Below are 20,343 nucleotides of genomic sequence, written 5' to 3'. Positions count from 1 at the left end.
CAATCCATTTAAATAACACTCCCCAGTTTAAAAATTGGCAAATACATGGCTATCATTAAGCCGCCTATCATTATGCCTAAAATAATAATTAATAAAGGTTCTGCAAGTTTCGACAAATTACTAACAAAATAGTCAATTTTTTCCTCATACATATCCGCGACGTTATTCAATATCTCAGCTAAGCTTGCTGAAACTTCGCCTAATTTAATAAGCTGTAATACTTCAGGCGCTAAAATATTTTGCCGAAATAATGCTTGGTAAAAGCTTTCACCATTTTGTATCAATTTGCAGCTTGATAAAATAGCGTTTTTATAAACATAATTTTTTGTCATGCCAGCAATAGCTTGTAACGCATCGAGTAAGGGCAATCCAGAAAGTAATGCGGTGGCTAAGGCTCTACTTAAACGAGCCGTTATTACTTCGGATAAAATTTTTTTAACCACCGGTATTTTTACTAAAAATTGATCGCGCTTAATTGCGACGATAAGATAATTTTTCTGAAAAAAAATAAATAAGACTGTCACTATTAAAAAAAATAATGCGGTAACCACAGCGATTGATCCTATAAATTGGGATAAATAAATCACCATGCGCGTTAGAAAAGGTAATTGTGCGCCTACTTCGGTAAAAATTTGTTCAAATTGTGGAACAACACCAATTAATAAGGCTAAAAAAACAAAACTAGCAACGCCTATCACCATACAAGGATAAATAAGCACATTGATTAACGCAGCTTTTATCTTTAAGTTTTTTTGCATATGCTCAGCAATTCGCGATAACATAAGCTCTAAATGAGATGTCCTTTCTCCCAGAGCAATCAAGCTACAATGGAATTCACTAAAATAAGGGCGATTTTTTTGCAGGGCTTCTGTAAGAGAATAACCATTTTTTATATAGAGACTTAACTGATTAATAAATTCCTTAAGCAGCAGATTATTTGTATTATTCTCTAATAACTCAAATATTTGCACTAATGGAAGACCCGCTTGGAGTAAGCGTGCCACTTGGCGTGTAAAAATAAATAGCTCTTTTGCCTTAATACCTTTGCTAATAACGACATTATATCTGCATTTGCTAGCTTTCAGAATAATGCCTTCCTGTCTTAGTTTTATTCGTAACAATTGAGTGTCCGATACTAAGGTTTTGCCCTTACACGCTTTCCCTGATTGTGTTAGGCCATCCCATACATATATTTTAGTGATATTAAACATAAAAAATTTTTAAGCTAATCTTTAATAATCCGCTTCATTTCTAGTAAACTAATTTCGCCTTGTTTAAGTTTTTCAAGTGCTGAGGCATAAAGGGTTTGCATCCCTTTAATCTGTGCATGCTGTGCAATTTCCTGAGCGTCACAATTGTTTAAAATTAAACTTTTTATTTCATCGGTGATCAGTAACATCTCAAAAATGCCTGTACGTCCACGATAACCATCCGTACATTCACTACATCCTTGTGCAGCAAAAAGCAGATTCGATTTTATTTCTGCATGACTTAAGCCCAGCGCTAATAAAACATTTTCGGGTAAATTATCTTTTATTTTACAGCGCGCACATAAACGTCGTGCTAGACGTTGCGCAATAATCAAATTTAATGAAGAAGCAACGTTATAAGCAGGAATCCCCATATTAAGCAAACGCACTAAACTTTCTACCGCACTATTGGTATGCAAGCTGGATAACACTAAATGGCCTGTTTGTGCAGCTTTAATTCCAATTTCTGCTGTTTCTTGATCTCTCATTTCGCCTACCATCATGATATCGGGGTCTTGGCGTAAAAATGCTCTTAATACCTTTGCAAAATCTAAACCAATTTTTGGATTGGTATTGACCTGATTAATTCCAGGTAACACTATTTCTATAGGATTCTCTACCGAAGAAATATTAAGTTGAGAGGTATTTAAAATATTTAAGGCGGTATAAAGGGTAATGGTTTTTCCGCTACCGGTAGGGCCTGTCACTAATACCATGCCGTGCGGGCATTGCAATGCTTGCAAAAAACAGTTTTTTTGTTTTATCGTCATCCCCAGTTTATCGACTGCCAGCAGCATTTTATTACTATCTAAAATCCTGATGACTAACTTTTCTCCATACAGCGTTGGGCACGTACTAATACGACAATCAATATTTCGATGATTAGCCTCCGCTACCTGAAAACGCCCATCTTGAGGAATACGTCGCTCCGCAATATCGAGTTGCGACATGATTTTAAAACGCGTAATAATGCGTTGTATCAACGTAACAGGAAATTTAGCCGCTAAGTACAACAAGCCATCTATTCTAAATCGAATCTGTAAATGGTCTTGGTAAGGCTCTACGTGTATATCCGATGCGCCACGTTCAATGGCAGACTGCAATAATTGGGAAACTGTCTGAATAACTGCTATTTCACTATCTGCATTTTTATCCGGTTCATCGGTTATTTTTTGCGGAAAGTCCGGTTTTTTTGTGATCTTTGCTAATAGCTGTTTTAACTTTTCTGGTTCTACCAAAATTTTTTCAATGATTAATCCAGTATGAAAGCTAATATCATCGATTGCTAATTGTTGTGTTGGATCCGCTATAGCCAAACCCAATTTTTCTTTCTCTTGCCATAAAGGTAATACTTGGTACTTTTGTAGTAATCTTTCTTCAATAACGTCACCAGGCAATTGCAACGGGTCAACGCTATCTAAATCAACCGTAGACAAACAAAACACATGGGATAATCCTGAGAACAAACGCGAAGGATCGATCGTTTTATCATTCATTAAACAACTAATAAACGAAACCTGCTGATGCCTCGCTTCTTCTAAAACAAACGAAAGCTGCTCGTTAGTGACTATTCCTTCTGCTATTAAATATTCAAAGAAATGATGGCTGGCTAGATTTTCCATTTTTTTTATTTCCTTCACTACCCCTAGTATAACGCAAATTTAATTTAAATGTATCAATACATAGCTAGGAATGATTTTTTAATTGTTCGTATTTTCAAGTACGCGTAGTATTAAGGTTTAATAGATTTCTTTAGCAACACAGGTGCACCATAGAAACGGGATTAGATGATCAGGTTCATGTTTGGCATACCTCACTTGAACAACACATCAAACACTACTCGCTTTTCCAAACTTGGCTATCCGAGGAAGAGAGAATACGTGCAGAAAATCTAGCGTTAGCACTTCGTCAACGTTTTGTATTAAGTAGAGGCATTTTACGCAAGCTATTATCTGGTTATAGTGGGCAATCTCCCGAAAAAATAGTTTTTTCATATACTCAATCGGGCAAACCTGTCTTTATTAATCATTCACTTAAGCAAATAGAATTTAACCTATCTCATTCACACAATAGAGTCGCTTTCGCTTTTACATGGGATACACCTATTGGCATTGATATCGAATATAAAACACCAAGAAAATACCTTGATAAAATCGCTTATCGATTTTTCACGGCACAAGATTATGAACAGCTAAAAAGTTTACAGGGTGAAGAGAAATTAAATACTTTTTTCGAGCTTTGGGTACGTCATGAAGCTTTATTAAAGGCATTAGGGCAACGTTTAGGAACGCACCCTCTGTCTGAATATAAGACCAACAAAAAACCAATGGCTATAACAAAAGATAAGGACCCATGTACAGTCCTTTCTTTAACGCTACAAGCTGATTTTGCTGCCGCATTAGCTATAAAAGGCGAAAACAAATCATTGTTAATAAGAACATATGATTCAATGACATGAGTACAGCCTCCTCAAACCAACACACTCTGTTTATTTATTAAATTCCATTAACATAAAACGCACAACACCACAGATTGCGTCATCCGCTTGCATGTCCGTTAAAGGATAGTGAAGATTCAATGCCTTTAAATAGCGTTGATTACCATCAACCACTAATTGTCTAAAAAGCAAAGTAGCTCCTGTGCCCTGTTTTAAACGAGCAAGCACAAAAGCGCCACTATGTGGAACACAGTTTGTATCTAAAACGATAATACAGTTCTTTGGAAAACTAGGACCTTGAGCTGTTTCCATGCAATCGTTTTCTACTCGAATAGCAAAGGCATCAGAACTCAGCGGAATGTTAGTGCTTATATAATTCGAGTAAGCTTTGAGAGGTAGTTTAGGTAATTGTACAAATCGATCCTTTGCTTCCTGCGCACTTAACAGAGGAACTTGATAGCTAGGCTGATTATTCTTAGAACCACTATATAAGCCCTCTTCCTCTTCTACGCTATGTTCATGATCTAACCAACCATGGGGTTTATTAAATACACTTTCAATATGGCTCGCCAACCTATCTCCAATATTTTTAATTGGGCTATTCCCAATCAAATGGCTTATTTGGCTTTGCGAACGATCCAAACGTTCCGATAAATCCGTAATTCCACCTACCGAACGTGCCAATCTCCGTAAATTCTTCCGTCTAATATCTTTTACATTCATGCCATAGCTTTTATTAAAGTTATTATTATGACCCGCCAAGTAAACTTATACCCTGGCTGACCTCCTATAAATGTCAAATAAAGTAATATAAAAGGTAATGTATATTACCTTTTCAGATAAGAAAAAAAATGAATTTATTCTTTAACAGAATATTTTTTCAGCTTTTTCGCTATTTTTTGGTTTTTTAACGGCATATAATCAGGCAAGCCGTGCTTATACGCAGGGTAATCTTCACCCTGGATTAAGGGTAATAGATATTCTCGGCAGCGGGGTGTAATGTGAAAACCATCGGCACTAATAAAATTTCGCGGCATTTTTTTCTCTTGGTTTGCCACATCAACCAGCTTGGCTTCGCCAATAGTCCACTGATAGCGCTTCCCAGATTTCCTGATAATAATTGGCATCACACCATTTTTTCCTTTAATAGCAAACTCAATAGCGGCTTTGCCCAAGGCATAGGCCTGTTTTACGTCCACTGCAGAGGCAATATGCCGAGCGGAACGCTGTAAATAATCTGGCAATGCCCAATGATACTTAAAACCTAATTTAGATTTAATTAATTCGGCAATGGTGGGTGCTGCACCACCGAGTTGTTTATGACCAAAAGCATCGGTACTTTTAGATTCGACTAAAAATTCATTATTTGCATCACGCACACCTTCAGCCAATACAATGACGCAATAACCATAACGCTTCACGGTTTTATTGACACGATCTAAAAATTTAGCTTCATTGAATACGATTTCAGGAAATAAAATAATATGTGGTGGTTCACCTTGATTTTCTGCGGCTAAACCACTAGCAGCTGCTATCCATCCTGTGTGACGCCCCATCACTTCCATAATAAACACTTTGGTTGAAGTCGCACACATAGATGCTACATCTAAACCCGCCTCACGCGTAGAAATAGCAATATATTTCGCAACTGAACCAAAACCTGGTGAATTATCGGTAAATGGTAAATCATTATCGACGGTTTTAGGAATACCAATGCATGTTAAAGGATAAGCCCGTTCTTTACTTAATAAAGAAATTTTATACGCAGTGTCCTGCGAATCTCCACCACCATTATAAAAAAAATAACCGATATTATGCGCTACAAACACGGCTAGTAAACGCTCATATTCAGCACGATTTTCCTCTAAACCCTTTAGTTTATAACGACAAGAACCAAATGCTCCGCCCGGTGTATAGCGTAACCCCGCAATCGCTTTACTGCTTTCTTTACTGGTATCAATTAAATCTTCTGTTAAAGCACCGATTATTCCATTGCAACCCGCATATACTTTGCCTATTTTACTTTTATGTTGCCTAGCCGTTTCAATCAGGCCACACGCTGTCGCATTAATAACCGCGGTAACCCCACCTGACTGTGCATAAAAAGCATTTTTCTTTGACATCTCGCTCACTCTCCAGTTAACTTAAAAGATTAAAAGATATGTAATATAACCATTGTGCTTGAATTTGCGAAATCGTAATTTTAAACACACTTGATCTCGTTCTAGGCTTAACCATGCGACTTCACATTTTAGGTATCTGTGGCACCTTCATGGCAGGCGTTGCCCTATTGGCAAAAGAAAAGGGATTTACCGTCACGGGATCCGATACCAACGTTTATCCGCCAATGAGTACACATTTGCAAGAACAAGGTATCTCTATTTTTGAGGGTTATGAGGATCTCAATCAATTCTCTCCACTACCTGATATTGTGATCATGGGTAATAGCATGAAACGCGGCAATCCTTGCGTAGAATATGTTCTAAACAAAGGAACTCCCTATATTTCAGGTCCGCAATGGTTAGCAGAGAATGTGCTACAAGGTCGTCATGTTTTAGCTGTAGCAGGTACGCACGGTAAAACCACGGTGACCAGCTTACTCAGTTGGATAGCTGATTCCGCTGGATTAAACCCTGGGTTTTTAATAGGTGGTATTGCAAAAAACTTTAAAACATCTGCACGATTAGGCAGCCATCCTTTTTTTATTATCGAAGCCGATGAATACGATACAGCTTTTTTTGATAAACGATCCAAATTTATTCATTATCACCCACGTACGCTCATTTTAAATAATCTTGAGTTTGATCATGCTGATATTTTTCCTGATTTAAATGCCATTAAATTACAATTCTCCTATTTATTACGCACTGTTCCCAGCGAAGGCCTCATTATTAGCCCAAAAGAAGATAAAAATCTGCAAACGGTATTATCACAAGCCTGTTGGACTCCAATTGTGTACACGGGAACGAGTTCAAGTTGGCATGCGAAACTTATAAAACCTGATGCAAGCCAATTTAGCGTGACTTTCAACCACAAAGAGCAAGGCGAAGTTACGTGGAATTTATTAGGTAAACATAACGTTGCGAATGCCCTTAATGCGATTGCCGCTGCAAACCATATTGGTATTAAACCTCAACAAGCCATTGAAGCATTAAACCAATTTCAAGGCATTAAGCGCCGTTTAGAAATTTATAAACAAGTTAATGAAATAACGCTTTATGATGATTTTGCCCATCACCCTACCGCGATTGCATCTACACTCGCTGGGTTACGTCAGCGTGTAGGCAAAGCACGGATTTTAGTGGTTTTACAGTGTGGTACGCATACGATGCTCTCGGGTGTACATAGCAAAACCCTAGGTCCCTCCTTCAAAGAGGCCGACAAAGTATGGTTAATAAAACCTGATCAGGACTGGTGCGTTGAACAAAATGCCGCTATTCCAATGCAAATTTGTGATTCCATAGCAACAGTGGTAGAAAGTGTCGCTAAGGAAGCCAAACCCCATGATCACATTGTTATCATGAGCAACCGTGGCTCGAATACCTTACATGAAAAACTAGTTAATGCTTTATTCCACCACGAATAAATTATACTCACAGCAATGGGATTGTGGGCAAGGCGCCGTGAGGATGAGCAATCGGAGTGTATATGAGAATACATGAGGATTGCGAACCGAGCGGCAACGCAGCCGAAAATTCAAGTGCGAAGAGTATAGATACAACTTATCTCAAACAAGCACTTGAATTGGCGCAATTACGCCGTGGTTTTTGTGCGCCCAATCCCTGTGTAGGCGCTGTACTTGTTAAAGATGAAAAGGTTATAGCTAGCGGCTTTCATTCGGCTAGCGGGACTGCGCATGCTGAAGTAAATGCCTTAAATAAAATTGAGGCCTGTACGGCGAAAGGTGCCACATTGTATGTTACTTTGCAACCCTGTTGCCATACTACAAAGAAAACACCTCCTTGCACTCAGCTCTTGATTGCCAAAAAAATTGCTAAAGTGGTTTATGCGTTTAGAGATCCTAACCCGGCAGTGAGTGATCATTCTGATCAACAATTGCAACAAGCCGGTATTGTTTGTATTCAACAATCTTTACCAGAAATCGACGATTTTTATGCGAGCTATCAATTTTGGTGGAAACATAAACAACCTTTTGTCACTGCAAAGCTAGCTATCAGCTTAGATGGAAAAGTGGCCGGACAGCATGGACAACGCATTCAACTAACCGGCGAAGCGGCGCAACGATTTACGCATCAGCAACGTCAGCGTGCTGATGCCATCTTAAGCACAGCAAAAACAATTTCCAATGATAATCCCTTATTGAATGTACGAATAAACAATACGACTGCTTCAAAACCGCTTTATATCTTAGACAGTGAATTAAATACGCCCTTATCGGCTCATGTTTTTAATACCGCAAAAAAGATTACGCTTTTTCACAAAATAGATTTAAGCAGTAAAAAACTAGCTGAATATCATCGTGATAATGTTCAATTAGTTGCCATCAAAACAAACCAAACGGGCCTTAATTTAGATGATGTGCTTAAGCACATTGGGCAAGAGGGACGGCATGATCTATGGATAGAGGCTGGGGGCCATTGTTTTCAATCTTTTGCGCAAAATCAGCTATTACAACGCGCTTTTCTTTATGTTGCCCCCCGCTGGTTAGGGCAGGATGCCCAAAATGCCTTTACTGATCCCCTGGTGTTATCCAAGGCAAAACTCTCCTCTCCTATCCTTTTAGGCCCAGATAGTTGTTTTATATTCAATTGGCCCTAAGAATAGGGGTATAATCATTGATAATTAATAAAATAAGCTCTGGTATGAATACTTCCTCTTTTTCCACTATCCATCGCGCTTTAGACGACTTACGCCAAGGCAAGATGGTTATCCTATTTGACCATGAAAATCGTGAAAATGAAGGCGATTTAATTCTTGCAGCAGACCAAGTGACGCCTGAAGCAATTAATTTTATGGCGCAACATGCACGGGGCTTAATTTGTCTCGCCTTGCAGGAGGCTGATATCCAGCGTTTACAGCTTCCTATGATGGTGGAACACTCGACTAACCCTTTCAATACCGCCTTTACTGCCTCTATAGAAGCGGCCGAAGGGGTTACGACAGGGATTTCGGCGGCAGATAGAGCACATACCATTAAAGTAGCGGTCAACCCTCAAAGTACCGCGAAAAATATTGTGATGCCGGGCCATATTTTTCCTTTACGTGCTCGCAAAGGAGGAGTTCTAGAGCGTATGGGGCAAACCGAAGGTGGTACCGATCTGATGCGCTTAGCCGGCCTAACACCCGCTGCCGTTATTTGTGAAATCATGAATCCTGATGGCAGTATGGCTCGCTTCCCTGATTTGCAAAAATTTGCAGAACAGCATCAACTCACCCTCTTATCCATCCGAGAATTGATTGACTATCGATTACAAACAGAGTCCCTAGTCAAAGAAATTGCTTCCATTGGGCTGCCTACCGAAGACTATGGTGATTTAACCATCAAATTATTTGAGAGCTGTCTTGACCAACATCACCATTTAGCCCTCATTAAAGACAACCCTAAGCAAACCGATCAATCCACCCTAGTACGTATCCATTCCGAATGTTTTACCGGCGATATTTTTGGCTCTGCGCGTTGTGATTGTGGTTGGCAATTACATGAATCGTTGCGTCAGATCAGTCAACAAGGCGGAACATTATTATACCTTCGCCAAGAAGGACGCGGTATTGGCTTACTCAATAAACTTAAAGCCTATGCGTTACAAGACCAAGGCTTTGATACCGTGGAAGCTAACCAGAAATTAGGCTTCGGTAGTGATGAGCGTGATTATTGGATAGGCGCACAAATTCTTCGGCAGCTTAAACAACTTACCGTAAAATTGCTCACTAACAATCCACAAAAAATAGCTGATTTAAAACAACAAGGAATTACCGTAATAGAACGTATTCCATTAATTGCTCAACCCAATAAAACGAATCAAGCCTACTTAAAAACCAAACAAAGCAAGTTAGGCCATCTTCTCAATCTATAATATAAAAAGGACAATTATTTATGAAAAAAATACAAGAAATCACTGCAAAACCTTTGCACTTTTCCCATCCTGAACAAGAATTTAAACTGGCCATTGTCGTCAGTCGCTTTAATGAAGAAATTACAGATGCGTTACTAGAAAGCGCATTGGCCCGCTTAAAAGCGCTTAATTTTCCCGAAGAACAAATCACCGTGGTTAGAGTACCGGGCGCTATAGAGATCGGTCTTGCCGCACAACAATTTGCGCTTTCCGACAGCAACTACCTGGCCATCATTTGCTTAGGCGCTGTCATTCGTGGTGAGACCAGCCATTATGACTATGTCTGTCAACAAGTCAGTTATGCCTGTCAAAAAGTAGCGTTAGAAGAAAATATCCCGGTGATATTTGGCGTATTAACCACCGATGATGAAGCACAAGCCTTAGCGCGTATTAATAAAGGAGCTGAAGCGGTCGATGCCGCTATGGAGATGATATCTCTATTAGATCAAATTGAAGAAATCGCTGTCTAAAAATATTCTCTTTACGAGCGTATTTTTAGATTAGTTTAATTTGATGAAATATATTTTTCGCGTCGGACCATTTCCGAAGGGAAACTATGGGTATTGATCAAAAGAGAAAACACTTCGTCTACCATATTCGGATTACCGCATAAATAAACGATGTCTTGTTTAGGATTAGGCTCAATCTCATTAAAAGCATTGAGCACGCGGCCTTCATATTCATAAGGTAAACGTTGTTCTAATTTAATACGACTGTAGTAGGCACGGAATTCAAACCAAGGATTTTTTTGTGCAAATCGGGTAAATTCATCACGATATAACAAATCTTCGGGCTTGCGTACACCAAATAATAAAACGACTTTAAAACAAGGATGTTGTTTAAAGCGATGCGCCAGTTCAGATAACATGGTTCGATAGGGTGTAATACCTGTCCCTGTCGCCACAAAAATATAGCGATTAGGCTGTTCATCTCTCAACACCAAACGACCAAAAGGACCGGTTGCTGTTACCTTATCACCCACTTGCATTGTGAATAAAAGATCACTCGCTGTCCCTTCCGGAACATACGATGCAGCAAACTCTATTTTATCACTCGCTTCATGGGTACTATTCGCAATGCTATAACTACGCCGTAAAACCTTTTCCGGTGTGGGAATATGTAAGGTAATAAACTGGCCTGGAATAAAACTACAAGCCTCTCCATCCTCTCGATGAAAAGTGAAATGTTTAACCGCAGGCGCAATCTGCCGACTATCCTGCAAAATGAGTATAAATTCTTTTTTAGTCATAGACCGCGTAGTCTAATCAGCTAGCATCGTTTCGTCAAAGAATTAGCAACTAAAGTGTACCTTTTTAAGTTCATCGACGACCCTATCTTCTATACGAGGAGGGGTCGCTGCTTTGAGTAGATGATACCGAGAGTAGGGTTTTAAGCATGAAGCACGGTAATACCCTTTATCTGCGGATAACAACCGGGTCTTGCCATTATCATTTTTCTTTACCACTGCGCTAGCTGCTACCACATTCGGCTGACTGAATATAGCTAACTTCGCTTTTTTATTATTAACTCCGAATGTGAAACTCTCAGGTGCCTCATGCGACTTAAAAGGTAATTCCACTGTATCTTCCTTGCGCTGAAGAATCGCCGTATCGTCCAACCATTGTCTGGGAAACTGCAGCTGATAGTGATTATTAAAAAACTCACTAAACACAAGCTCTAATAAAAAATGCATTGTCGCTGTGGGGTGTAAATCATCCCAAAATATTCGGCTTTGATTAGGCAGGCTTTTCTTTATTTGTAATAAAATAGAAGTATAAATATCTGCCAACTTAATTTTTTCTCCAAAGTGACCTTCGTACCCCCTTATTGCCGCCTGAATGATTCGAGTATGCCATACACTATGCTTCTGCTCTAAGCCTACCACTTTGCGCATATCGCCCGCTTGATTTCCCACACTCAAGTCTAGCTGTTTTTGCAACTCTGTAGACAGATTTAATATTACTTTCCTAACTTTTCCTTTTTTGTCTCTTACTAACTCTCCTTGCTGAAAAAATAAAACCTCCATATTATTGTCTTTCGTTTTAGTTAAAACAACTGCATTACCTTTAATAGGTTCCTCACATTTATTAAAACCATAATAAATAGCACACCCACTAGTAAATCCATACATTTCAGGATTTTCATTCACTTCATTAAAAACAGCCGCTGTATCAAACACTTTCACATCGGTATCTAATTTTGCATGACTAGCTAACTGACAAATCCATTCATCTAGAAACACTGTATTGTCTGAATTTCTTTCAACTTTTCCTTGCTTTAAGCCCAACATTTTTTGCTGATCTTTAGCCAGCTTCACCTTAACTGTTACAGGCTCAGCTTTTGAGGGCTGCAATACAAACTTACCTTTTTCAACAAAGTAAACCGTTCTATGGCTTCCCTTACCGAGCACGATTATTCCTTGCCGCTTAATTTTAGCTAAAATAGCATCTATTTTGTCCTTACTTTTAATCTGATAGATATCGCCAAATCTAAAATCAATATATCGATAACTTTGGGCTAAATCTTTCAACTCCTCATTGAATTTCAAGCACATGTTTTGTGCTTGAGCTCTCTCTTTCTCTGTTTTTCCCTGAAATCGGGGTGTCTTACTAAAATCCGGCAATGTAAAGACCACCACATTTTTTGTATAGTTTGAACTACCTGTCTTTTTCTGTGTCGTCGTTAATAGATCGATTGATGTTTGGATACCCTTTATAGCCCTAGAGACTCCGCCTTCATTACAATAACCTACGGTTACAAAATCATTTGCGCCTGCAAAAACGAGATTTAAATCATCCGGTTTAATGCCTTGGTCTTCCTTCTTTATATCATAGCTTTGTTTTTCGATATTATTAAGAAAAAAGCTTAATATAAATCCTTTAATACGCCTGAAAAAATTAATAAAACGCCGATAATTATAGGCTGTAGATCCCCCTTCAGCCATATTTTTCCCTTCTGCATTAAAATTAAGGAAAGAACCATTAACGTTATATAATGGGTTTCTAGTTGATATTTCTTTCAGTTGATGCTGCATTCTTAATTGAAGCGGATAGGTCCACACACGACCATTGGTAAACTGATCTTCAGGTGATTGATGCAAAAACCAACGATAAGGTATCCATCTAAATATTTTTTGTTTATATTTGCCATGCTTTTTACCGGCGTCACTTAAACTATCACCGATGACGTTGATGGTACCATTTACTTCGGTTTTTTCCTGAGGAAGAGGCGCCGCAGCCGCATAAGTGCTTGCAACCCGTCTCTGAGGAAAAAGTGGAGCAGAAGCTTTTGCAGCTAAATCACGAAAAATTTCAGCCATAACAGCTCATTTTTTATTTTGGTTATTCTTTAGATAAAATTAAACCTAGATAAGATTAAACCTAGATAAGATTAAACACGATAAATATTAAGGTTTTATGAGATAAAAAAATAGAAATAACCCGTCATGGCCACGGCTGGAACATCGTTTCAGCCGTGGCCATCCAGGAAAAAATTAATCGTTTCACTGGATTGCCAGGCTATACTGTCATTGCGAGCGAAGCGCGGCAATCTTAATGACAAAATATCATTTTAAGCAAACACATAACGCCCCATTAATAAAATGGTTTGCGTACTAACCTGACCAAAACTAGATACGTGATTCAGTATTATATCAAGTGGGTTTGTTGGGTTTGGGTCTACTGAGTTTGTCAGCGAGTTTATTCCACCCATACGACCTAAGCCACTATACGCATAACCCAAACTCAACCAAAATTTTTCTGTCACCGGGAAATCAAGCCCAAGGCCAGCACTGTAACTAAACGCCGTATTCCGTGAATTAGCATCTGTTATCTGACCACGAACCTGCTCACCATCCACTGCAGTAAAAACCGCTTTGTCTTTGACTTGATTCCAAGCGGCTCCCAAACCTAAGCTCAGATAGGGCATCACATATCGCCATCTATATAGATCGAGCTTCAGATTGGCCATTACACTATCCTGGGAAAAAGTATAAGGTGCAACGGCAAATGGCTGTGCAGCTTTCTCTCCATCAGGAAGCGCCTCCTCAAACCAGTAAACTACTGATTTTTTAGTATTAAACAAATTCGTATGCTGATAACTGAGCCCTATACTCACAAAAGGAAAATAAGGCGACTCCAGGCGATACACTTGCGGCCATAACCAACCCGCACCTACGCTAAAACTTTGTGGCAACCCTCCTGAATTCCTTGGCCTTAACGCAACATTATTCAGACCAAGAAAATCGACGGCCGCCCCCGAGAAAGCTGGCTTGACATGATACGTTAACGCCTGACCTATTCCCAGATCCACGTACATTTTGGGCGAAGGCTTTTTGGCGACACAACAACATTGAGCTTGCGCAAACAGGGGGCTCAACAACGATGAAATAAACCATCCGGCTACAAGATATTTTTTCACGAAAACTATCCTCCCTAATAACCGTCTGCAAAAAATCCGACTTTTTAAAAATCCATTTATTTTATAGCTTCACTTCAAGCAGATAGCAAGCACGCCATTTATCCATACAATGCTTTAAATACCTCTTTTGCCCACTTAACATCTGCCTCAATCTGCTGTTTTAATTCTTCTAACGACGAAAACTTTTTCTCCTCTCGAATTTTTTTTAAAAATTCTATTTCTAAACAAACACCATAAATATCTGTATTAAAATCTAATAAATGAATTTCTAATAAATCTTTCAGGCCATTAACGGTAGGTCGTCTTCCACAATTGGCCACGGCATTGAAAGGCTTTTCGCCTAAACCATGTACGCGCACCATAAAAACACCGCTTACAGGCAACACTAAACGATGCAAGGCAATATTTGCCGTAGCAAATCCTAATAAACGACCACGTTGATCACCCTGAATAACGCGACCACTTAATGTAAACGGTCGTGTTAACAGCTGTTTTGCTAAAGAAAAATCGCCTTCTTTTAAGGCGTTGCGCACACGCGAGCTTCCTATACGTTCGCCCTCAAACAGTACCGTCGGTGTTGCATGGACTTCAAAGCCATATTGCCGACCTAACTTTTTTAAACTTGCAAAATCGCCTTGACGCCCTTTTCCAAATCTAAAGTCATCACCTACTATTAAAGAACGAACACCTAATTTAGCGACTAAAATTTCTTTAACAAATGTTTCCGCTGACATACCGGCTAAATGCTTGTTAAAGCGCAAGCAAACTATTCTATCAACCGATAAATCTTTAAGAATTTTTATTTTTTCGCGCAAACGCATCAACCGTGCCGACGCTTTTTCTTGCAAAAAAAATTCTTGCGGATGGGGTTCGAATAACATCACGCAACTAGGCAAATGCAACAGTTTTGCTTGTTGCTGTAATGCGCGAATGATCACTTTATGGCCCTGATGGACGCCATCGAAGTTCCCAATCGTTAATATACTCTTCGCACTTGAATTTTCGGCGGCGTTCCCACTCAATTCGCAATCCTCATGTATTCTACATACACTCCGGTTGCTCATTTTCGCGGCGCCTTGCCGAAAATCCAATTGCTGTGAGTCTACACGAGCAAGGTGCTTTGCCTTTAAATGATGTAGCCCAAAAATCAATTCGGTCATGGCATTGCTTTTAAGTCACGAAAACGCAAGCCGCTTATCCATAAACAACTGATATAAATAATAATAGAAATCACACCGAGCAATAAAATATGCAAAAAACGTTGTTGCCAATGCCAACTTAACCATACAGGTAACGCGGCGGCCGTCCAATAAAGAAATAAAGCTAACACGCAATTAGCAAATAACAAGCGTAACATAAAAATCAACCACCCCGATTGCCATTGGAACATACCGCGTGTTCTAAGTCCTTGCAACAATAATCCTGCATTCAACCAAGCGGATAAAGAGCTGGCTAACGCTAAGCCGGCATGTTTAAGTGGCATAATTAACAGAATATTTAAAAGCATATTCACCACTAGCGCAGCAATCCCTATACGTACTGGTGTACGAATATTTTGTTGCGCATAAAAAGCAGCCGCTAATACTTTAATCAGCATAAATGCTTGCAGCCCCACGGAATAAGCTATCACACTGCGCTGTGTCATGAAGACATCATGGTCAGTAAACTTTCCGTAATGAAATAAACTGATAATCAAAGGGCCTGACAAAATCAGCATCGTCACTGAAGCAGGGATACCAATTATCAAGTTACATCTCAACCCCCAGTTCAAGGTGCTCGAAAAAGCTTCGGGTGTTTTTGCAGCATGTTGACGCGAAAGATGCGGCAAAATAACTGTTAATAAGGCAACGCCAAAAACGCCTAAAGGAAAATAAGCTAATCTATCTGAATAATAAAGCCACGTTACACTTCCTGCTACTAAAAAGGAGGCAAAAATGGTATTGAGCAATAAACTAATCTGCCCAATAGAAGAACCAAACAAAGCAGGTAACATTAATTTTAATACTTTTTGCACACCGGGATCACGCCAGTTGAAAAGCGGGTTACGCAATAAATTAAGTTGTTTTAAAAAAGGTAACTGAAAACCAAGCTGCAAAAATCCTGCTAATAACACACCCCATGCTTGCGCCTCTACCGGTACTTTAAAATAATGTGTTATTCCAAATGCAGTGGCAATCAAACAAACATTTAACAAAGCCGGGGTAAAAGCAGGTACCCAAAACAAACCATAACAATTTAAGATAGCACCGACTAATGCCGTGAGAGAAATTAACATTAAATAAGGAAATGTTACTCTTAACATCTCACTGGCTAACTGAAAACGATAAGGATCTAACCCTGGCGCAAAAAGTGCTACTAGGCCTTTGCTACCTAAAATACCAGCAATACTGACCACTAATAAAATGAACCCCAATACACCCGTAATATGCGCAATAAAGGTCTCAACTTCTTTTTGACTCTTTGTTTGCTTATATTCTGCTAAAGTGGGAATAAAAGCCGTTGAAAAGGAACCTTCTGCAAACAAACCTCGCATAAAGTTAGGGATCTTAAATGCAATATAAAAAGCATCAACCGCTGCAGTCGCCCCAAACATTCTTGCCGCAATAATGTCGCGTACAAAACCCAAAATCCGCGAGAGTAAAGTCATCGATGCAACAACGGATGTTGATTTAAAGAGCGCTTTACTCATAACGTGTGCTTTCTAACCACATTTCTACAATTAATTGGGCTGAAACACTATCAATCGCCTTTTTTTGCAGGGCTTTATATCCACCGGATGAAAATAAACGCGCGCGCGCCTCAATCGTCGTCAACCGTTCGTCTACAGCAAAAATGGGTAAATGAAATCGTTGCTTTAAGTTTTCTGAAAAAAGACCTGCAGATTGTGTCATGGGCTGTTCTGATCCATCCATGTTTAAAGGCATTCCTACAATGAGTGCGTCAGGAGACCATGTTTTTATTAAGGTATCAATTTCTTTCCAAGGTGGTTCGCCTTTTTGTGCAATTAGGCTTGTTAATGGCTGCGCCATTAAGGGCGACGTATAGCCTACTGCTACACCGATATATTTAGTACCAAAATCAAAGCCTAAAACGGTTTTAATCACGCATGGCCACCGCTATAAACCAATTTATCAATCTCTATACCTAAGCTATTAATTGCTTTTAGCCAACGTTTATTAAAAGGGACATCAAATAAAATAGCTGGATCTGCTGGCACGGTTAACCAGAAATTATTAATAATTTCCTGCTCTATTTGTCCCGCTACCCAATTCGCATAACCTAAAGAAAAAATAAATTTCTCGGGCCCTTGTTGTTTTGCAATGGCTTGTAAAATATCTTTAGAAGTTGTTACACAGATTTTGCTATTCATCTTAAGGCTAGATTGCCACTCACCACCTGGTGCATGAATCACAAAACCACGCTCGGGGTGAATAGGCCCTCCACAAAGTATGGGAAAATCAGTTGTTGAAGGTAACTCCGATTTACTCCCTACAATGGCCTGTAATATTTCTGAAAGATTAACCCTAAAAGACTGCAATGGCTGATTAACAATAATTCCAACAGCGCCTTTTTCATTATGTTCACAAATATATACCACGGATCGATTAAAATAAGGATCCGTTAAACTAGGCATTGCCACCAAAAAATGGTTTGTTAAAAAATGACTCGTCTCTATCATTAAAGCCTCTAACTTAAAATCCGATTAGTAATCATAGCATTAGACTTCTAATCAAACCTAGTCTAAGGCTATGCCCATGCGTGTGCGGCGGCGATAGCATTTTTAATAGACGTTGATTAAATGTTCAAGTATAAACCATATAAAAGTTGCATAAATGCTGCTTAGAACAGTACAGTTTGTACCTAAAAATGCGAAACCTTAAAAATGACTAACGATAGCAACTTACGGATAGGTTATGGTGTTGATGTCCACGCCTTTGCCAGTGGTGATCACATCATCTTAGGTGGAATCACTATCCCCTACCATGCGGGTCTGCGCGCCCATTCTGATGGCGATGTAGTCATTCATGCTTTAGTTGACGCCTTATTAGGCGCTAGTGCCTTAGGTGATATAGGCCAACATTTCCCCGATACAGAGAACCGCTGGAAAGATTGCAGCAGCCGGATTTTTTTAAAAGAGTCTGTCAGGATGTTACAAGAAAGCCGTTTTTCTATCGCTAACGTCGACATCACCGTTTTAGCAGAAGCGCCTAAACTCAGTCCATACCGTGAAGCCATAAGAGCCAATCTAGCCAGCGATATGGCCATTACCCTCAATCAAGTCAATATTAAAGCGACCACCACGGAAAAGCTGGGCTTTATTGGGCGCAAAGAAGGAATAGCCGCTACGGCTATCGTACTGATACAGAAACAAGCTAGCAATTAATATTGGTACCGAGAGTGGGACTCGAACCCACACGATGTCACCATCACCGGATTTTGAATCCGGCGCGTCTACCATTCCGCCATCCCGGCACGGGAGGGCACACAGTATAACCAAACCCTACGCTAAATCACAGATGCAGACTTGATTTCTTTAGTTATATGTAAAAAATGCAGTTGATGTTTGTCTAAAATTAAAACAATAATTGATTAGATAATTTAATAAGCTAATCGATTTCTAAACTTGCAATCAAAATCTTAATCCCTTATTGTTTTCTGTGGACTCAATCTGAAATAATATAAAATCATCTGTTATAACGCTAACTTGATCTTTTCAAGAAAGCTATCAACAATAAGGTCATGGGGAAACATGATCTAAGGGGTAAACAATGTACAACAATGACGCAGTTTTAACAGACAGTGTTCCCTATACTTTAACAAGGAAAAAGCAACTTCTTCTCGCTTCCATTATATGCACCCTCGCCGCCATGTTTTACATGTATGAATTTATCCTACAAGTTTCTCCGGCAGTGATGACAAGCGAATTGATGTCTGACTTAAATCTTAATGCCGCTAGTTTAGGAACCATGGCTGCATTTTACTACTACTCCTATACCCCAATGCAATTACCTGCAGGGTTACTCTATGATCGTTTTGGACCTAGACGCTTGATCACGCTTGCTGTTTTAATCTGCGCCATCGGTGCTTTACTATTCGGCTCAACACACAGTGTTTTTACCGCATCAATAGGCCGATTTTTTATGGGAATTGGTTCTGCATTTTCATTTATTGGTGCTTTACTTCTTGTTTCTCGTTGGTTTCCCCCACACTATTTCGCCTTACTAACAGGACTTGTACAGTTAATGAGTTCGGTAGGTGCTATCGCGGGCCAAGTTCCTTTAGCCTCTGCCATTAACCATTGGGGATGGCGTTCAACCATCATTACTTTATCGCTTATCGGTGCTTTTTTAGCATTACTTATTTGGACAATTGTTCGTGATAGCCCTGAAACCGTTTCACAACGTCAAAAATTTCAACGCTGCCCTAAAACAAATGAGCTAAACCGCTTGAAACAAGTTTGTAATAACCGACAAACCTGGTTCATTGCACTGTATTCTTTTGCTATATGGGCACCTATTACTGCATTTGCAGCGCTATGGGGTATTCCTTTTCTAGTCGCAAACTATGGCATTACGACGGAAGCAGCTTCAAAAGCAAGCGCTATGATTTGGTTAGGGATAGGGATAGGCAGTCCTTTATTCGGTTGGGTTTCAGATAAAATACAATCTCGTTCTATCCCACTCAGCCTCTCTGCATTATTAGGTATTATTAGCCTTAGTATTGTCATTTATGGCCCTCATCTACCTATCGTCTGGCTATATACGGCTTTATTTATTTTCGGTTTGGGGGCATCCGGTCAAACGTTATCGTTTGGTGTCGTCAAAGATAATAACCCCCCCTCCGTTGTAGGAACGGCTATTGGTTTAAATAATATGGCTGTCGTAGCTGGCGGCGCGCTATTCCAACCACTCATAGGTATTTTATTATATTATAATTGGAGTGGTGCTATACAGGATGGCAGACCATTCTATGGCGCAGCCGATTACCAAAAAGCACTTATTATTTTACCTTTATGTTATATTTTAGCACTCGTTGTCAGTCGATTTTTACTTCGAGAAACCCATTGCAAACAACAGTTTCCTAATGAAACCGCTGCTGCACTCTAAATACTCCTTTAAAAGCCTAGGATTTAAAGTACTAGGCTTAAGAAAAATAATAATCT

18 protein-coding genes and 1 tRNA gene are annotated in these 20,343 nt (G+C 39.5%); 7 read left to right on the top strand and 12 right to left on the bottom strand.

Translation table 11 applies throughout. The annotated features are described in order from the left end of the window. Nucleotides 1–8: 8 nt before the first annotated feature. Nucleotides 9–1,211 carry a type II secretion system F family protein gene (locus DMP02_RS01560; RefSeq protein WP_126322349.1) on the bottom strand — a complete coding sequence of 401 codons (1,203 nt, stop codon included), beginning with the start codon at nt 1,209–1,211 and terminating at the stop codon, nt 9–11. Between the two features lie 14 nt (nt 1,212–1,225). Next, a complete protein-coding gene (locus DMP02_RS01555) occupies nt 1,226–2,872 on the bottom strand; it encodes a GspE/PulE family protein (protein WP_126322348.1) in 1,647 nt (548 codons plus the stop codon). Nucleotides 2,873–3,021: 149 nt separating this feature from the next. Here DMP02_RS01555 and DMP02_RS07520 point away from each other — a divergent pair, with 149 nt between their 5' ends. Further along, nucleotides 3,022–3,708, top strand: a complete 687-nt coding sequence (locus DMP02_RS07520) for a 4'-phosphopantetheinyl transferase family protein (protein ID WP_126323476.1) — start codon at nt 3,022–3,024, stop codon at nt 3,706–3,708. Nucleotides 3,709–3,738: 30 nt separating this feature from the next. Here the strand turns inward: DMP02_RS07520 and DMP02_RS01545 are convergent, their stop codons facing one another. Both DMP02_RS01545 and DMP02_RS01540 read right to left on the bottom strand, forming a co-directional pair. Further along, entirely contained in the window at nt 3,739–4,410 is a 672-nt protein-coding gene (locus DMP02_RS01545) for a LexA family protein (protein ID WP_126322347.1), read from the bottom strand. Nucleotides 4,411–4,544: 134 nt separating this feature from the next. Further along, nucleotides 4,545–5,810, bottom strand: coding sequence for a 6-phosphofructokinase (locus DMP02_RS01540; RefSeq protein WP_126322346.1), 1,266 nt, complete (start codon nt 5,808–5,810; stop codon nt 4,545–4,547). Between the two features lie 113 nt (nt 5,811–5,923). Between DMP02_RS01540 and mpl the strand changes: the two genes are divergently transcribed. From mpl to ribH, 4 genes are all read left to right on the top strand, one after another. Then, complete coding sequence (gene mpl, locus DMP02_RS01535) at nt 5,924–7,273, top strand: UDP-N-acetylmuramate:L-alanyl-gamma-D-glutamyl-meso-diaminopimelate ligase (protein ID WP_126322345.1); 1,350 nt, start codon at nt 5,924–5,926, stop codon at nt 7,271–7,273. Nucleotides 7,274–7,335: 62 nt separating this feature from the next. Next, on the top strand, nt 7,336–8,466 hold the full coding sequence (gene ribD, locus DMP02_RS01530) for a bifunctional diaminohydroxyphosphoribosylaminopyrimidine deaminase/5-amino-6-(5-phosphoribosylamino)uracil reductase RibD (protein WP_126322344.1): 1,131 nt from the start codon (nt 7,336–7,338) through the stop codon (nt 8,464–8,466). Between the two features lie 44 nt (nt 8,467–8,510). Beyond that, nucleotides 8,511–9,722 carry a 3,4-dihydroxy-2-butanone-4-phosphate synthase gene (ribB, locus tag DMP02_RS01525; protein ID WP_126322343.1) on the top strand — a complete coding sequence of 404 codons (1,212 nt, stop codon included), beginning with the start codon at nt 8,511–8,513 and terminating at the stop codon, nt 9,720–9,722. A gap of 20 nt (nt 9,723–9,742) precedes the next feature. Beyond that, on the top strand, nt 9,743–10,231 hold the full coding sequence (gene ribH / locus DMP02_RS01520; RefSeq protein ID WP_126322342.1) for a 6,7-dimethyl-8-ribityllumazine synthase: 489 nt from the start codon (nt 9,743–9,745) through the stop codon (nt 10,229–10,231). A gap of 35 nt (nt 10,232–10,266) precedes the next feature. On the opposite strand, the gene DMP02_RS01515 is transcribed toward ribH, so the two are convergent. From DMP02_RS01515 to DMP02_RS01485, 7 genes are all read right to left on the bottom strand, one after another. Then, a complete protein-coding gene (locus tag DMP02_RS01515) occupies nt 10,267–11,010 on the bottom strand; it encodes a ferredoxin--NADP reductase (RefSeq protein WP_126322341.1) in 744 nt (247 codons plus the stop codon). A 42-nt stretch (nt 11,011–11,052) separates the two neighbouring features. Continuing rightward, nucleotides 11,053–13,080: an SGNH/GDSL hydrolase family protein gene (locus DMP02_RS01510; protein ID WP_126322340.1), complete on the bottom strand. Its 2,028-nt coding sequence runs from the start codon at nt 13,078–13,080 to the stop codon at nt 11,053–11,055. A 251-nt stretch (nt 13,081–13,331) separates the two neighbouring features. Continuing rightward, a complete protein-coding gene (locus DMP02_RS01505; protein WP_126322339.1) occupies nt 13,332–14,180 on the bottom strand; it encodes an outer membrane protein in 849 nt (282 codons plus the stop codon). Between the two features lie 98 nt (nt 14,181–14,278). Next, nucleotides 14,279–15,340, bottom strand: a complete 1,062-nt coding sequence (ribF, locus tag DMP02_RS01500; protein WP_232019587.1) for a bifunctional riboflavin kinase/FAD synthetase — start codon at nt 15,338–15,340, stop codon at nt 14,279–14,281. Continuing rightward, entirely contained in the window at nt 15,337–16,869 is a 1,533-nt protein-coding gene (gene murJ / locus DMP02_RS01495) for a murein biosynthesis integral membrane protein MurJ (RefSeq protein WP_126322338.1), read from the bottom strand. The genes ribF and murJ overlap by 4 nt, the downstream gene beginning before the upstream one ends. After that, a complete protein-coding gene (gene ruvX / locus DMP02_RS01490; RefSeq protein ID WP_126322337.1) occupies nt 16,862–17,284 on the bottom strand; it encodes a Holliday junction resolvase RuvX in 423 nt (140 codons plus the stop codon). The genes murJ and ruvX overlap by 8 nt, the downstream gene beginning before the upstream one ends. After that, entirely contained in the window at nt 17,281–17,859 is a 579-nt protein-coding gene (locus DMP02_RS01485) for a YqgE/AlgH family protein (RefSeq protein ID WP_126322336.1), read from the bottom strand. Before DMP02_RS01485 ends, ruvX begins: the two co-directional genes overlap by 4 nt. Before the next feature lie 204 nt (nt 17,860–18,063). Here DMP02_RS01485 and ispF point away from each other — a divergent pair, with 204 nt between their 5' ends. Next, nucleotides 18,064–18,564 carry a 2-C-methyl-D-erythritol 2,4-cyclodiphosphate synthase gene (gene ispF / locus DMP02_RS01480; protein ID WP_126322335.1) on the top strand — a complete coding sequence of 167 codons (501 nt, stop codon included), beginning with the start codon at nt 18,064–18,066 and terminating at the stop codon, nt 18,562–18,564. Nucleotides 18,565–18,567: 3 nt separating this feature from the next. Here ispF and DMP02_RS01475 read toward each other — a convergent pair. After that, nucleotides 18,568–18,653 (bottom strand) — tRNA-Leu (locus DMP02_RS01475). 296 nt (nt 18,654–18,949) lie between these two features. Here DMP02_RS01475 and DMP02_RS01470 point away from each other — a divergent pair. Then, nucleotides 18,950–20,287, top strand: a complete 1,338-nt coding sequence (locus DMP02_RS01470; RefSeq protein WP_126322334.1) for an MFS transporter — start codon at nt 18,950–18,952, stop codon at nt 20,285–20,287. Nucleotides 20,288–20,343: the final 56 nt, after the last annotated feature.

This window comes from Candidatus Rickettsiella viridis (genome assembly GCF_003966755.1).
Taxonomy (GTDB): domain Bacteria; phylum Pseudomonadota; class Gammaproteobacteria; order Diplorickettsiales; family Diplorickettsiaceae; genus Rickettsiella_B; species Rickettsiella_B viridis.
This window is presented reverse-complemented; position numbering and strand designations above follow the sequence as displayed.

Excerpts from the sequence above, each read along its gene's own strand:
- DMP02_RS01555 (WP_126322348.1), bottom strand. The coding sequence starts at position 2,872 with ATGGAAAATCTAGCCAGCCATCATTTCTTTGAATATTTAATAGCAGAA.
- ribB (WP_126322343.1), top strand. The coding sequence starts at position 8,511 with ATGAATACTTCCTCTTTTTCCACTATCCATCGCGCTTTAGACGACTTA.
- DMP02_RS01515 (WP_126322341.1), bottom strand. The coding sequence starts at position 11,010 with ATGACTAAAAAAGAATTTATACTCATTTTGCAGGATAGTCGGCAGATT.
- DMP02_RS01470 (WP_126322334.1), top strand. The coding sequence starts at position 18,950 with ATGTACAACAATGACGCAGTTTTAACAGACAGTGTTCCCTATACTTTA.
- DMP02_RS01560 (WP_126322349.1), bottom strand. The coding sequence starts at position 1,211 with ATGTTTAATATCACTAAAATATATGTATGGGATGGCCTAACACAATCA.
- ispF (WP_126322335.1), top strand. The coding sequence starts at position 18,064 with ATGACTAACGATAGCAACTTACGGATAGGTTATGGTGTTGATGTCCAC.
- ribH (WP_126322342.1), top strand. The coding sequence starts at position 9,743 with ATGAAAAAAATACAAGAAATCACTGCAAAACCTTTGCACTTTTCCCAT.
- mpl (WP_126322345.1), top strand. The coding sequence starts at position 5,924 with ATGCGACTTCACATTTTAGGTATCTGTGGCACCTTCATGGCAGGCGTT.
- DMP02_RS01540 (WP_126322346.1), bottom strand. The coding sequence starts at position 5,810 with ATGTCAAAGAAAAATGCTTTTTATGCACAGTCAGGTGGGGTTACCGCG.
- ribF (WP_232019587.1), bottom strand. The coding sequence starts at position 15,340 with ATGACCGAATTGATTTTTGGGCTACATCATTTAAAGGCAAAGCACCTT.
- ribD (WP_126322344.1), top strand. The coding sequence starts at position 7,336 with ATGAGAATACATGAGGATTGCGAACCGAGCGGCAACGCAGCCGAAAAT.
- murJ (WP_126322338.1), bottom strand. The coding sequence starts at position 16,869 with ATGAGTAAAGCGCTCTTTAAATCAACATCCGTTGTTGCATCGATGACT.
- DMP02_RS01545 (WP_126322347.1), bottom strand. The coding sequence starts at position 4,410 with ATGAATGTAAAAGATATTAGACGGAAGAATTTACGGAGATTGGCACGT.
- DMP02_RS01485 (WP_126322336.1), bottom strand. The coding sequence starts at position 17,859 with ATGATAGAGACGAGTCATTTTTTAACAAACCATTTTTTGGTGGCAATG.
- DMP02_RS01510 (WP_126322340.1), bottom strand. The coding sequence starts at position 13,080 with ATGGCTGAAATTTTTCGTGATTTAGCTGCAAAAGCTTCTGCTCCACTT.